We start from the raw sequence: 13,899 nt of genomic DNA on the forward strand, positions 1-13,899 counted from the left end.
GTCATCGACTCCCCCCGGCCGTGCCTTGGGCGACCGCCGGGAGCAGGTAGCGGTAGACCACGGCGTCACGGCTGCTGAAGACCGGTCGGAAGTCCGGCGCACCCGCCACGACCGCTCTCACCCGGTCGACCGTGTCGACCGGGAACGACCCGGTCAGTTCGCACTCGGCGATCTGCGCCCTGGTCAGGATGACGTAGGAGAGGCCAGGCACATTCGGATCATCCATCGTGGCGCGCAGTACCGCCAGCGGATCGCTCAGCAGCTGGCTCCGCTCGGCGGGCGTGCCGTCCTCGGCCAGTACGAGCCGTTCGAGGTTGTCGTAACGCATCTCTCCGCCCGGCAGGTCACCGGTGACCGACACGATCCGCGAGCCCGCCGGTGCAGTCTGGGTGATGTACCTGACCGCGGCGACCTCCTGGGGCGTGAAGTAGTTCATGCTCTCCTTGCTGTAGTAGCCGGAGAACAGGCCGGTCAGGAGCGCGAGCATCACGGCGGTCGAGACCATGACCTGTACGCGCGGACGCAGGCGTGACTGCAACAGCGTGACGGCGGCCAGGAAGGCGGCAGCCGGAAGCGCGAAGAGATAGGCCCGGAGGATCATCTCGCCGCCGTAGTTGTTGCTGAGCAGCAGCGGCAGCGGGGCGAGCAGGACCAGTGGGAGACCGGTCCTGCGCACCCACCGGTGGCGGACCACGGCCGTCAGCGCCAGCAGGATCACGGCGGCACTCATCCCCATCGCCACCCAGGACACCAGGACCTGGCTAGGGGCGATGGTCCCCAGCTGGGACACTCCGGGCCGTACGTTCTGGTCCGGTGCGGTCAGTTGGGCGATCAGGTTGCCGATGTTCTTCGAGATGTACGGGCGGGCGATGGTGGAGTCCCAGAGCAGTGTCAGACCGACCGCCCCGGCCAGGACCGGCAGGACCACCCGGCGGTTTCGGCGCGGTAGCGAGAGCATGACCAGGACGCTGATCAGCATCAGCGGGGTCAGCGGGTGCGAGGAGACGATGGCGGCCGTCAGCACCAGCACCACCAGGAATGGCGCGAGCCGCCAGCCGCCGTGGGCCGGGACGTCGGTGAGCCAGGACAGCGCTCGGGAAGCATGGGCTCCGCCCGGGGCGGGTTCGGCCGCTCGGTCGACGGACAGCCGACGCATGACCAGCGCAAGCAACGTGACGAACAGCAGGAAGGCGAAGGCCTGTGGTGAGAAGTAGTCCTGGCCGACCCAGGAGGCCGAGTAGTAGATCCAGACCCCGCCCCAGACCAGCCTGCGGTCACGGGTGAAGCTCCGGTAGAGCATCAGCAACGGGCCGAGCAGCAGGACGTTGGCCAGCACGGGGTACCAGGACGCGTACCCCAGCGCCGAATGCAGGCCGGTCGCCCGCAGCAGCAGCGCGTTGAGCTGGAAGAATCCGGGCCACTGGTTGTAGATGTCCAGATTCCCGGCGCCCGGGACACTGCCGTTGTGCCGCAGCATCGCGTCGAGGACGGCGATGTGCTTCCAGGCCCACGCGTACCGAAGCGAGGGGTACAGCAGGCTCGGCGTCGCATGGATGACCGCGATCAGACCCAAGGTGTAGGCGGCGGGCCACCGCTTGGGGACGCGCGGATCGCGGAGTGCGACGGCGAAGCCGATGGTGAGGACGGCCAGCGCGACGAAGAAGAGTACGGGCAGCACCTGGAGCAGCCCGAGGGCGCCCATCCCGCCGAGCCGCACCCCCTGTAGGGAGAGCAGCCAGAGCGCGAGGGCGACGGGCAACGCGGCCCGGACCACCCAGCCCGCCCAGCCGTCGGCGCCCGGTGCCCGGCCTGTCAGCCCTCTGGTCCGGCCCGCGCGCCGCTCGGCGGGCCCCGCGGCGGGTCCTCCCGTGCCGGGGCTCGGGGCGTTGGTGGTCTGTTGCCCGGACATCAGATGTCCTTCCCGGCCTGGGGATCTCTCATGATCTCGCTCCTGGCGGGTACTCAGGGGCCTCGGGCGGCCCGCCGACCGGGCTGCCCAGCGCCGCCCGCAACCGGCGATAGGCCCGGTAGCCCTTGTCGTGGGGCCGCTCCGGCAACGGCGCCACCCGGGCACCCCGGCCTCTGGTCCAAGCTTCGAAGAGGTCGGGCGGAGTGTCGTTGTGAAGCATCAGCCGGGAGATTCGTACCGGGTTGTCGGCGGCGGAACTGAACCTGTCCTGGACGGCGGTCGCCGAGACCCAGCCGGCCTGCCGCACCTTGCGGCGGACGGACGGACTGGAGTACCCGTGCGGGTAGGCGAAGGCCGTGACCTCGTGCCCGAGCGCGTCCTCCAGTCGTCGCTTGCATCCGGCGATCTCGTCGTGGCAACGGCGGCCGTAGACCGTGTCGAGCTGGGCATGGGTCTGCGAGTGGCCACCGATCTCGATGCCCAGAGTGTCCAAGTTACTCACCTGACGCCAGTTCAGCATCTGGGCGGGCGGGAACAGGCTTCCGGACGGCCGCCCACCGGGCGGATGCATCGCCCCCACGGTGACATAGAGGGTGGCCGGCAGTCCGTGGTCGGAGAGCAGGGGCGCGACCGTCCAGTAGAAGTCGGCGAAACCGTCGTCGAAGGTCAGTACGGCCGCCCTGGGGGGCAGCGACGTGCCGCCCAGGATCGCGGAGACCAGTCTGCGCAGCGGTACCACGGTGAGGCCGCTGTCGACGATCTGGGCGATCTGCCGACGGAACACGCTCGGAGAGACCGTCCACGGCGCGATCCACGAGGGCGGGTCGTCCGACACCGAGTGGTAGAGGAAGACAGGTACGGCCTTCATGGTCGGCTCCTAGCCGATCGCCCTGCCGGGTCGCTCGATCCGGCAGGGAAGCTGAGGAGACGGCTGGGCCCGGCCGGGCGGCGCCTCCGTCCGCCCGCACGACCGACGGCGTAACCTGCCACGGTGGTGCCCACGCCGGCGCACAGCGCCGCCGCGGTTCGCAGCTCGGCGTGGAGCAGGGAGCGGGCGAGCGCGACGGGTACCACCCGCCACAGATAGCGGCGTTCGCTGGCAAGCGCCGGCCCGGTGCCGCGGTGCCGCGCCACCACTGCCTTGGATCCGCCCTCCGCGTAGCAGCGGGAACGGAAGTACGCCCAGGTTGTGCGCTGTCGCGGGACATGGTGGCGGACGGCGGCACCCGGCTCGTAGCGCAGCACCGAGCCGGGGTTGCGGGCGGTGATCCGGATGCACAGCTCGGTCTCCTCGCAGCCGGACGGACGGGTGCCGACCCGGCCGAGGTCGAGGCGGAAGCCACCGGCGGCGAGCACCTCGGCGCGCCGGAAGGACATGTTGGCGCCGATGAAGTTCCGTACCGCGCTGCCGCTCTCCGGCAGCCCGGTGTACGAGCAGCCGACCACCCAGTCGAACTCGGCCGGGAACCAGCCGGGTCGGCCCGTCTCCCACCATGCCCGGACCAGGCCGCCGACGCCGAGCACCTCGGGTCCGCGGTATCCGGCCAGCAGGCGGGTGGTCCAGTCCGCGTCGGCCACTGCGTCGTCGTCAAGGAAGGCGATCACCTCGCCGTTCGCGACCGCCACGGCCGTGTTCCGCCCGCCGGATAGCCCTTGCTGCTGCCGGTTGTCAACGACCCGTACGGTCGACGGAAGGCACTCGACCGCGCGTCGGGCCAGCTCGGGACAGTGGTCGACCACCAGCAGGAGCTCGTCGGGCGGCCGACGCTGGGCCAGCACGGACTCGACGGCGGCACACAGATCGTCCCAACGGTCCAGCGTGTAGGCGCAGATGGCGACCGACAGAGTGGCGGGCATACGGCATACGGTGGTCATCCCAGCCTCCTGGCGGGTTTCGGCAGCCAGCGCGGCAGCGCGAGCAGCAGTGGCAGCGCGAGGGCGCAGTGAGCGAACAGCATGGCCATAGCGACCCCGGTCAGGCCGAACAGTGGCAGGAACAGACCGACCATGCCGACGGCCAGAACGGCGTAGGCGACCTGCAGCCCGATCACCCAAGGCAGCGCCCGCCGTGCCCGGGCCACGTCCACGGCCACGGTCGGCAGGACGTTGGGCAGCGCGCCGAGCGCCATGAGGCGCAGCACGGTGGTGCCGTGTTGGGCGTACTGGGCGCCGAACAGGCTGAGCACCCACGGGGCGACGACCACCAGTACCACCGTCGCGACCGCCACCAGGAAGGCTGTGTGGCGCAGCACCCGGCGGCCGTGCTCGGCTAGCCGTTCGGGGGCGTGGGCGGCCTCCACGACCAGCGAGTTGCCCATGCCGAGCGCGGCCAGGTAGCAGGGGTAGGAGATCAGCCAGGTCAGCGAGAAGTAGGCGTTCTGCGCGGCGCCCAGCCGGTCGAGGACGAGCAGCGACACCACGGTGTAGGGACCGAGACTGAAGAGCATGCCCAGGTAGTCCGCAGCCGCGAAGCGCATCACCCGGTCCGGCCTCGGTGCGCCGGCCCGGTCGGCCCGCTGGTGGGCCGGTATCGCCCAGCGGAACAGCACCACGCTGGTCACGGCGATCGAGACGACCAACGCCACGGACCAGGAGAGCAGGATGCCCGCGCCCACCGCCAGAGCCGCGCAGATCGCGAGCACGGCGGCCTTCGCGACGGCGAACAGGGCGTTCTCGCCGAGCACCCAGCCGGCCCGGCGCAGTCCGGTGAGCGCCGAGTCCTGGAGAACGAAGAGCGAATAGCCGACCGTCGCCGCAACGAAGGCGCCGGCCACCAGCGGGCCGCGCAGATACCCCAGCTTCGGTGCGATCCATGGAAGCAGCAACAGGAACCCGATGGCCGCCACCGCGCTGCCCACGGCACTGACGGCATAACAGCGCAGCACCAGCCGCCGGGTGTGCCGGCCGGCGCCCGGCACGAACCGCACCAGCACGTCACCGAGGTTGAACTGGCCGATGACGGAGAGCAGTGCGACGGCCGACAGGGCGGCCGAACTGCGGCCGACGGTGTCGGCGCTGTACCACCGGGTGGCGAAGATCCAGAAGACCGCACCGAGCCCCGCCGCCAGCACCGAACTCGCCGCCAGCAGATGCCCGTTGCGCAGCAGCGGCTCACCTGCGGCGAACCGGCCGGCCGCCCTGGCCCGGGCCCGGAGCAGCGTGACGTAGGAGCACTCGCAAGGCAGCGGCTCCGGGCAGGAGCAGGGCCGAGTGCGTACGGCTGGGCGGGAGGCGAGGTCGGCCATCAGGGTCTACCCCCCGAGCTGGTCACTGTGCCTCTGTCTGACGCTGATCGTTGCTGCCAGAGGCTGAACAGGTAGGTGAACGGGCCGTACAGCAGCCCGTGGAGTTCCTTCCGGCCGAGGTGGCGCGGAGAGTTCGCGCCGTTGAGGGCGGCCTGGTCGCGGGCCCGGCCGGCCCACCACTGCCGGGCGCCCCGGGGCAGCCCCCGGAGCAGGACCGCCAGCAGCCCGGGCTCGTGGACGACGGCGGCGGCCAGGACGGCGCCGAAGCCGACGCCGAAGTTGAAGATCGAGGTGGTGAGGGCGTCCATGGTGCGCCGGTGGCGGTGCCAGACGATCGCGTCCGGCTGGTAGGCCACGGTGTACCCGTCCACCAGGACTCGGAAGAAGGCCAGCAGGTCCTCACCCCCGCGCGCGGGGGTGCCGATGCCGATCGCCGGGTCGAAGCCGTCGAGGCGGCGGAAGAGTTCGGTGCGGAACGCCATGTTGGCACCGGAGCCGAACATACAGACCTTGAACGGCAGCAGCGGGTCGTCCGGGCGCTCGCGGAGCGACCAGCTCCGGGCGGTGAAGCCCTTCGCGTATCCGCCGTACTGCTCCACCGCCACCTGAGCCTCGGTGTCCAGCTCGGCGGGCAGGACCAGCCCGGTGACACAGCCCACCCGGCCGTCCGCCTGGAAAGCGTCCACCAGCGAGGAGACCCAGTCGGCGTCGATGATGACATCGTCGTCCGCGAAGGCGCAGATCTCACCGCGTGCCGCGGCCAGCCCGCGGTTGCGGGCCCGCGAGGAGCCCGCTACCGGCTCTCGCACGTACCGGACCTGATCCGGGTAGCGTGTCCGGATCAACTCCTCGGTCGCGTCGCTCGACGGTGCGTTGTCCACCACGATGACCTCGACGTACGGATAGCCGGTCCGCAGCAACGAGTCGAGGCACTGCCGCAGCATCCGCTGGCGGTTGTGCGTGCAAATGACCACGCTGACCGTCGGTTGGTCGTGCGGCGCCGCGCGTCTCGCGGTGATCGGCGCGGGAGTGCCGAGCTCCCGGTGGGCTGCCTCGACGAGTGCCCGGCGCAGCCCTGCGGAGTCTCCGGGTGCAGCGGTAGCCTCAACCAGTCCGAGCGGGTGCCCGCGCAGCCGGACCAGGGCAAGCGCGCGGCCGGTCGGGCTGGTCTCCTGCAGGCCGCCGGGCGAGCGCAGCTCACCCGGCCTGTCCAGGTCCAGTTCGACGACCCGGGCGGGGCCGACCGGACGGACGGCGAGATCGGAGGACATCACGGCCTACTCTCTGCCTGGGCATTCCGCTGCTGCCAGACGCTGAACAGATAGATGAACGGGCCATACAGCAGGCCCTGGAATTCTTTCCGGCCGAGGCGCAGTTGGGAGTTCCCGCCGTCGCAGGCGACGTGGGCACGTCCCCGGCGGACGGTCTGCCACTGCCAGAGGCCACGAGGCAGCCGCCGGACCAGCCCGGCCAGCTGGGCGGGCTCGTGGGTGACGGCGGCGGCCAAGTAGGCGCCGAAGCCGACGCCGAAGCCGTAGATCTGGGCGGTCAGGGCGTCCATGGTGCGCCGGTGGCGGTGCCAGGCGATCGCCTCCGGCTGGTACGCCACGGTGTGCCCGCCGGTCAGGACCTGGAAGAAGGCCAGCAGATCCTCGCCGCCGCGCGAGCGGGTGCCGGCGCCGGTCGCGGTGTCGAAGCCGCCGAGGCTGCGGAGCAGCTCGGTCCGGAAGGCCATGCTGGCACCCGTGCCGAACTTGCCGACAGAGAACGGTAGGAGCGGGTCGTCGGCGCGGTCGCTGAGCGACCAGCTCCGGGCGGTGAAACCCTTCGAGTAACCACCGTACTGTTCGAACCCGGCCTGTGCCTCGGTGTCCAGCTCGGCGGGCAGGACCAGCCCGGTGACACAGCCCACCCGGCCGTCCGCCTGGAAAGCGTCCACCAGGGCGGACACCCAGCCGGCGTCGACAAGGGCGTCGTCATCGGTGAAGGCGCAGATCTCGCCACGCGCCGCGGCCAGCCCGGCGTTGCGAGCCCGGGCCAGGCCCGCCACCGGCTCGCGCAGGTAGCGGACCTGGTCCAGATAACGCGCCCGGACCAACGCCTCGGTGGCGTCGTCCGAGGGCGCGTTGTCCACGACGAGGACCTCGACATGCGGATAGCCGGTCCGCAGCAGGGAGTCGAGGCACTGTCGCAGCATCCCCTCCCGGTTACGAGTGCAGACGATCACACTCACCGTTGGGGGTTCCGCCGACGCCCGGCCGCTGCCGACCCGACCGGGAAGCGCACCGGGCGCCGCGGAGGACTTGGACGGTATGTACAGCTCGCGATGTGCGGCATCGACCAGCGCCCGGCGCAGTCCGGCGGTGTCGCCGGGTGCTCCGGTGGCCTTGACCAGTCCGAGCGGGTGTCCGTGCAGTCGCACCAACGCCAACACGCGTCCGTCCGGGTCGACCGGTCCGAGACCGCCGGGTGAGCGCAACTCACTCGGCTCGTCCAAGTCCAGTTCGGCCACCCGGACGGGGGTGTAGAGCGAGTCGCGGGCGACGGGGCAGGGGCAGGCTGCTGCGGTGCGCCGGTCGGAGCCATTCATCATCGCTCCCCCACGGCGTGGAGCGCCGCGGACCGGGCGCCGGGGCGCTCGGCGAGCAAGGTCCGCAGCACCCGACGGCCGTCGGAGACGGCGTGGAGGTGCGAGCGGCCACTGCGGCGGGGAAGTTCGAGGCTCGGCACCTCGGCGATCCGAAGGCCCGAGCGGAGGGCGTGCGCGATCATCTCGGCCTCGATCTCGAAGCCCGAGGAGCGCAGGTCCAGTTCATTCAGGAAGCTGCGCCGGAAGGCGCAGAAGCCGTAGCAGAGATCGGTCAGCTTGGCGTGATAGAGCCGGTTGACCACCGTGAGCAGCGCCCGGTTCCCGAGCGCGCGGATCCGGGTGAAGTCGAGCGAGCCGCCGCCGGCGATGCAGCGCGAGCCCTTGACGAAGTCGTAGCCGTTGTCCAGGAAGTGCAGATAGTGCGGGATCTCGCCGGGCCACATCGACCCGTCGGCGTCCATCATCACGATGTACTCGCCGGTAGCGGCCTCGAAGCCGGTGCGCAGCGCGTTCCCCTTGCCCGGGCCGCCGCTCTGCTGCACGCTGCGGACGGTGGGCAGGCAGTGCTCGGCCATCGTCAGCGTGGCGTCGGTGGAGGAACCGTCCACCAGGATGACCTCGTTCACGCAGCGCGGGATCTGCTCGAACACCCAGGGGATGTTCTGCGCCTCGTTGCGGGCCGGGACGATCAGGCTGACGGAGTGCGTGGTGGCGTAGCCGTCGGTCGCGCGGCGCATCGGCGGCCGCGGATCGAGGTGGTCGGTGGCCCGGCGCATCGGACGGCCGTCGCGGACGGCGTAGGGGAGGACGTGGGGAGGCAGAGTGGTGCTCATCGGGCGGCCTCTCGGGAGGCGGCGGCACGCCGGTACCGACAGACCGGTACCCACGGGCGTACCCCGGGTGACAGGGCGGCGGGCCCATGCGCGGTGAGGCGCGGGGCGCGGCCCCGGAGAAATGTGAGCGATCCTCGACACGGAGGGCTTCTCGACTACTCCCCCGAAGCCCCGCGGTGCGCCGAAGCGCCCGACATGAACAACAACTGGCGGAAATACCCCCACCGCTGGAAAGCGATGCCTTCGCAAGCGGTGCCAGGGCCTCATCATCGAACGCGCTCTCACGCCAAGTCAAGAGGTTTGTCGGGAAATGTCCCATATTTCCATTTTCCCGGGCCGAGCTACTTCGAGAGCCCGGCCTCGGAGATCCGCCGGGCGATCTCGGCGGGCCGCGCCGGGCGGCCGAAGTGCCAGCCCTGGGCCCAGTCGCAGCCCATCAGCCGCAGCCGGTCGGCGTCCGCGCCGCTCTCCACACCCTCGGCGGTGACGGTCAGTCCGAGGGTGTGCGCCAGCGAGACCAGTCCGCTGACGATCCGCCAGCCCAGGTGGGTGTCCTTGGTGGGGTCGTGGAGGTCGCCGACGAAGGAGCCGGCGATCTTCAGCCCGGAGACCGGCAGGTCACGCAGGTAGGCGAGGTTGGACCAGCCGGTGCCGAAGTCGTCGACGGCGAGCGAGACGCCCATGTCGACCACCGCGTGCAGCGCCTTCAGCGCCTCGTCCTCCGGGCCGACCACGGTGCTCTCGGTGATCTCCAGCTGCAGCTTGGCGGGGTCCAGGCCGGTGGAGCGCAGAATCCGGTCGATGTCGCCGACCAGGCCGGCATTCCGGGCCTGACGGACCGCCAGATTGACATTCAGCTGCGGGGCCGCGGAGCCGAACCGCCGTACCCAGTCGGCCGCCTGACCGCACGCCTGCTCCAGCACCCAGCGCCCGAGCGGCATGATCAGACCGGTCTCCTCGGCGGTGGCGATGAACTCCTCCGGGCCCAGCACACCCAGCTGCGGGTGCCGCCAGCGCACCAGCGCCTCGACCGCGACCAGCGAGTTGTCCTCCAGCGAGCAGAGCGGCTGGTAGTCGATGAAGAACTCGCCCCGGTCCAGCGCGGCGGGCATCCGCACCGACACCGCGTACCGGCTCACCGCTCGCGCGTTCTCCTTCGGGTCGAACAGCGTCCAGCGCCCGCGCCCGGCCTCCTTGGCGCGGTAGAGCGTGAGGTCGGCGGCCCGGACGGCGGCGCTCGGGGTGGTGGTCGCCACCCGGCGCTCCAGTACGCCGATGCTGGCCCCGACCGCCAGCCGGTGGTCCCCGATCAGCACCGGCTTGGCGAGCGCGGCCAGCACCGTCTTCGCGGCGGCCACCGCCTCCTGCTCGCCCCGGCAGTTCTCCAGCAGCACGACGAACTCGTCGCCGCCCAGGCGCGCCACCATGTGCCCGAGCGGTGTCAGCACGGACTCCAGCCGGGCGGCCACCGCCGCCAGCAGCAGGTCGCCGGTCTCGTGGCCCAGCGAGTCGTTGACCACCTTGAACCCGTCCAGGTCCACGTAGCAGAGCCCGAACCGGGCACCCGGCTCCGGCTCCTCGAACAGCTTCTCCAGGCGCTCGAAGAAGGCCACCCGGTTCGGCAGGCCGGTCAGCGGGTCGTGGGTCGCCTGGTGGCGCAGCCGCTCCTGCAGGCGGTAACGGTCGGTGATGTCCTCCAGCATCGCCACCTGGTACTGCGGCCTGCCCTCGTCGTCACGGATCAGCGAGACGGTCAGGTGCGTCCAGACCACCTCGCCGTCGCGGCGGTAGTAGGGCTTGTCGAACTGGAGGTAGTCGCGCTTACCGGTGATCAGTTCCTCGTACGCCTCCCAGACGCCCGGGGTGTCCTCGGGGTGGACCAGCTCGTTGACCTTGTGGCCCTGGAGGTCCTCAGGGCGGGCGCCGAAGATCTCCTGCAGGGCGCGGTTGACCGCCAGGATGTTGCCCTCGACGTCGCCGATGCCGATCCCGATCGCCGCGCTCTCGAACAGCGCGCGAAAACGGGTCTCCGAGGCCCGGAGCGCCCGCTCCACCTCCTGCCGCGCGGTGTCCGCCGCAAGCCGGATCGCCTCCTGCTCGCGCAGCGTGCGCTCGCGCAGCGCGGCGGCCCAGCCCGCCGCGAAGGCGCCGCAGAGCGCCGGGCCGCGCTCGTCCGCCACCGGGTGCTCGTGCAGCAGCTCGACCGCCTGGGCCAGCACCACCGGGTCGGTGAAGTGGGCGTCCACCAGCAGCGCGCCGGCCTCGGCGGCGAGCGCGGACTCGAACGGGTCCTCCTGCTGGGCCCGGTGCAGCAGGGCCGCCGTCCGGGAGACCAGCCGGCCCAGGATGCCGGGGTGCACGGCGACGCCGTGCCCGGCCTCCAGCAACCGGGCCCACTCGTCGTGGAAGCTGGCAGCGGCGCTGTCCCCCACCGGTGCCCCCGTGTTCGGTGCCCCCGTGTTCACGAGCGGAATCCGACGCCCACCAGGCCGGTCATCCGCTCGGGGTGCGGACCGACGGCCAGTGGGTTCTCCGGGCGCCACTCGGGCAGGTAGACCACACCGGGCTCGACCAGCTCGAAGCCGTCGAAGAAGCCGGTGATCTGCTGCGGCGTGCGCATGGTGAGCGGGGTCGGGGTGAGCCGGTAGAGGTCCTGGTGCGGGCCGGCCTGGTCCGGGCGGCCCTCCGTCGAGGCGTGGCAGAGCGCCAGCGCGCTGCCCGGCGGCAGGGCGTCGCGCAGCGTCGCGACCAGCTTGCCGGGCTCCTCCTCGTCGGTCACGAAATGCAGGACGGCGACCAGCATCAGGGCGACGGGCTCGCCCGCGCCCAGCAGGCCGGCCACCTCGGGACGGGCCAGCAGGTCCTGTACCGAACGCAGATCGGCCTCGACCACCTGGCTCAGCGGGTCGTCCTTGAGCAGCAGCCGGCTGTGCGCCACCGCGACCGGGTCCCGGTCGACGTAGACCACCCGGGCCTCGGGCCGGATCGTCCGAGCGACCTCGTGGACGGCGCCGAAGGTCGGGATGCCCGAGCCGATGTCCAGGAACCGGGTGATCCCCCGCTCGGCGAGGAACTGCACCGCGCGGCGCAGGAACGCCCGGTTCGACCGCATGATGGCCGGCAGGTCGGGCCAGAGCTCCATCGCCCGGCGGGCCATCTGCCGGTCGGCCTCGAAGTTGTGGGAGCCGCCGAGGTAGTAGTCGTACACCCGGGCGGCGTTGGGCTTGTCCAGGTCGGTTCCGGCGGGTACCCAGTTCGGCCGCTTCATCACGGCACCCCTTCCGGATCTGTGGCGGACATCAGCTCTGTGTCGGACGAGCTCGGTAGAAAGTCTGTGAGAAGACAAGCTCGGTAGCAGACACCAGTCGGATCTGCGTCAGACAACAGGCGATAAAGATCTTCCTACCAACGGACCCTACCCGCAACCGGAGCTCATCCGCCTGCCGTGACGTGCCCGGTTACGGTACCCGGCGCAGAATGAAGGGCGATGACCGGACTACTGATCGAGGACTACGCCCTGATCGGCGACCTGCAGACGGCCGCCCTGGTCGGACGGGACGGCTCGGTCGACTGGCTCTGCCTGCCCCGGTTCGACTCCCCCAGCTGCTTCGCCGGACTGCTCGGTGACGACCGGCACGGCGGCTGGCGGCTCGCCCCCGCCGGTGGCGGCCTGTGCACCGGGCGGCGGTACCGGGGCGACACCCTCGTCCTGGATTCGGTCTGGGAGACCGTCGGCGGGGACGTCCGGATCACCGACTTCATGCCACGCCGTGAACACTCCCCGCAGCTGATCCGGATCGTCGAGGGGCTGCGCGGCGAGGTACCGATGCGCGGCGACCTGCGGCTGCGGTTCAACCACGGCCGGATCGCGCCCTGGGTGCGCCGCACCGACCACCACCGGATCGCCGTCGCGGGCCCCGACTCCGCCTGGCTGCGCGTCCCGCCCGGGGTACACACGTACGGCGACGACGGCGCCACCAGCTCGGACTTCACCGTCCGGGCGGGCGAACGGGTGCCGTTCGTCCTCACCTGGCAGCCCTCCCACCTCTCCACCGCACCCCGTACCGACACCGACCGGGCGCTGCAGCGGACGGTCGACGACTGGGAGCGCTGGGCGGCCGGCTGCCGGTACCAGGGCGAGTGGCGGCCGCAGGTGCTGCGCTCCCTGATCACCCTCAAGGCGCTGACCTACGCCCCCACCGGGGGCATCGTCGCGGCCCCCACCACCTCGCTGCCCGAGCGGCTCGGCGGGATGCGCAACTGGGACTACCGGTTCTGCTGGCTGCGGGACTCCAGCATGACGCTCGCCGCCCTGCTGCGGAGCGGCTACCGCGAGGAGGCGGCCGCCTGGTACACCTGGCTGCTGCGGGCCATCGCCGGTGACCCGGCCGACCTCCAGGCGGTGTACGGGGTCGCGGGCGAGCGCGGCCTGCCCGAGACCCAGGCCTCCTGGCTGCCCGGCTACCAGGGCTCGGCACCCGTCCGACTCGGCAACGCCGCCGTCCGGCAGCTCCAACTCGACGTCTACGGCGAGGTGGTGGACACCCTGGAGCTGGCGCTGCTGGCCGGTCTGCCGATGGAGCGCAAGGTCTGGCGGCTGCTGCGCACCCTGATGGCCTTCCTCGAGGAGCACTGGCGGCAGCCCGACGAGGGGCTCTGGGAGTTCCGGGGCGAGCGGCGGCACTTCGTCCACTCCAAGATCATGACCTGGGTCGCCGCCGACCGGGCCGTCCGGATGGCCGAGACCACCGGCCTGCCCGCACCGCTGGAACGCTGGCGGGCCATGCGCGACGCGGTGCACGCCGACGTCTGTGCCAACGGCTACGACCCGGACCGTGGGGTGTTCGTCCAGCACTACGGCGGACGGGAGTTGGACGCCGCGACGCTGTTCGTCGCGAAGACCGGCTTCCTCCCGCCGGACGACCCACGGGTGATCCGCACCATCGACGCCGTCCGCACCGAGCTGGACCACGGCGGCTTCGTCCGGCGCTACGCCCCCGGGCTGGGCCGAGGTGGATCGCCGGACTCCGACGGACAGCGCGGCGCCGACGGATTGCCCGGGTCCGAAGGGGCCTTCCTGGCCTGCTCGTTCTGGCTCGCCGACGCCCTCGCGCTCACCGGGCGGACGGGCGAGGCCCGGGAGCTGTTCGGGCGGGTGGTGGCGCTCGGCAACGACCTCGGGCTGCTCTCCGAGGAGTGGGATCCGATCACCCGGCGCCAGTTGGGCAACACCCCGCAGGCGTTCACCCACGTCGCCCTGGTCAACACGGCCTTCGGCCTGGGCGCGGGGCCTGACGGCACGTAATCTCGGCAGCGAGCCGA

10 protein-coding genes are annotated in these 13,899 nt (G+C 71.5%); 1 reads left to right on the forward strand and 9 read right to left on the reverse strand.

Going from position 1 to position 13,899, the window contains the following annotated elements:
• Position 1: 1 nt before the first annotated feature.
• From P3T29_RS03725 to P3T29_RS03765, 9 genes are all read right to left on the reverse strand, one after another.
• Positions 2-1,909: a glycosyltransferase gene (locus P3T29_RS03725; protein WP_280714792.1), complete on the reverse strand. Its 1,908-nt coding sequence runs from the start codon at positions 1,907-1,909 to the stop codon at positions 2-4.
• 28 nt (positions 1,910-1,937) lie between these two features.
• On the reverse strand, positions 1,938-2,777 hold the full coding sequence (locus P3T29_RS03730) for a polysaccharide deacetylase family protein (protein ID WP_280714793.1): 840 nt from the start codon (positions 2,775-2,777) through the stop codon (positions 1,938-1,940).
• Positions 2,774-3,766, reverse strand: a complete 993-nt coding sequence (locus P3T29_RS03735; RefSeq protein WP_280714794.1) for a glycosyltransferase family 2 protein — start codon at positions 3,764-3,766, stop codon at positions 2,774-2,776. Before P3T29_RS03735 ends, P3T29_RS03730 begins: the two co-directional genes overlap by 4 nt.
• A gap of 14 nt (positions 3,767-3,780) precedes the next feature.
• On the reverse strand, positions 3,781-5,154 hold the full coding sequence (locus tag P3T29_RS03740; protein WP_280714795.1) for a hypothetical protein: 1,374 nt from the start codon (positions 5,152-5,154) through the stop codon (positions 3,781-3,783).
• Positions 5,154-6,425 (reverse strand): glycosyltransferase, encoded by a 1,272-nt coding sequence (locus tag P3T29_RS03745; RefSeq protein WP_280714796.1) that lies wholly within the window; start codon positions 6,423-6,425, stop codon positions 5,154-5,156. The genes P3T29_RS03740 and P3T29_RS03745 overlap by 1 nt, the downstream gene beginning before the upstream one ends.
• Positions 6,425-7,747, reverse strand: coding sequence for a glycosyltransferase (locus P3T29_RS03750; protein WP_280714797.1), 1,323 nt, complete (start codon positions 7,745-7,747; stop codon positions 6,425-6,427). Before P3T29_RS03750 ends, P3T29_RS03745 begins: the two co-directional genes overlap by 1 nt.
• Entirely contained in the window at positions 7,744-8,577 is an 834-nt protein-coding gene (locus tag P3T29_RS03755; RefSeq protein ID WP_280714798.1) for a glycosyltransferase family 2 protein, read from the reverse strand. Before P3T29_RS03755 ends, P3T29_RS03750 begins: the two co-directional genes overlap by 4 nt.
• 341 nt (positions 8,578-8,918) lie before the next feature.
• A complete protein-coding gene (locus P3T29_RS03760; RefSeq protein ID WP_280714799.1) occupies positions 8,919-11,042 on the reverse strand; it encodes a GGDEF domain-containing phosphodiesterase in 2,124 nt (707 codons plus the stop codon).
• Positions 11,039-11,845, reverse strand: a complete 807-nt coding sequence (locus P3T29_RS03765; RefSeq protein ID WP_280714801.1) for an SAM-dependent methyltransferase — start codon at positions 11,843-11,845, stop codon at positions 11,039-11,041. Before P3T29_RS03765 ends, P3T29_RS03760 begins: the two co-directional genes overlap by 4 nt.
• A gap of 219 nt (positions 11,846-12,064) precedes the next feature.
• Between P3T29_RS03765 and P3T29_RS03770 the strand changes: the two genes are divergently transcribed.
• Positions 12,065-13,882, forward strand: coding sequence for a glycoside hydrolase family 15 protein (locus P3T29_RS03770; RefSeq protein ID WP_280714802.1), 1,818 nt, complete (start codon positions 12,065-12,067; stop codon positions 13,880-13,882).
• Positions 13,883-13,899: the final 17 nt, after the last annotated feature.

Origin of the sequence: Kitasatospora sp. MAP5-34 (assembly GCF_029894335.1) — a bacterium.
Classification (GTDB): Bacteria; Actinomycetota; Actinomycetes; order Streptomycetales; family Streptomycetaceae; genus Kitasatospora.

Bases quoted from the DNA above. Each gene is read 5' to 3' on its own strand.
- P3T29_RS03725 (WP_280714792.1), bottom strand. From the start codon at position 1,909: ATGTCCGGGCAACAGACCACCAACGCCCCGAGCCCCGGCACGGGAGGA.
- P3T29_RS03745 (WP_280714796.1), bottom strand. From the start codon at position 6,425: ATGTCCTCCGATCTCGCCGTCCGTCCGGTCGGCCCCGCCCGGGTCGTC.
- P3T29_RS03765 (WP_280714801.1), bottom strand. From the start codon at position 11,845: ATGAAGCGGCCGAACTGGGTACCCGCCGGAACCGACCTGGACAAGCCC.
- P3T29_RS03750 (WP_280714797.1), bottom strand. From the start codon at position 7,747: ATGATGAATGGCTCCGACCGGCGCACCGCAGCAGCCTGCCCCTGCCCC.
- P3T29_RS03755 (WP_280714798.1), bottom strand. From the start codon at position 8,577: ATGAGCACCACTCTGCCTCCCCACGTCCTCCCCTACGCCGTCCGCGAC.
- P3T29_RS03730 (WP_280714793.1), bottom strand. From the start codon at position 2,777: ATGAAGGCCGTACCTGTCTTCCTCTACCACTCGGTGTCGGACGACCCG.
- P3T29_RS03735 (WP_280714794.1), bottom strand. From the start codon at position 3,766: ATGCCCGCCACTCTGTCGGTCGCCATCTGCGCCTACACGCTGGACCGT.
- P3T29_RS03770 (WP_280714802.1), top strand. From the start codon at position 12,065: ATGACCGGACTACTGATCGAGGACTACGCCCTGATCGGCGACCTGCAG.
- P3T29_RS03740 (WP_280714795.1), bottom strand. From the start codon at position 5,154: ATGGCCGACCTCGCCTCCCGCCCAGCCGTACGCACTCGGCCCTGCTCC.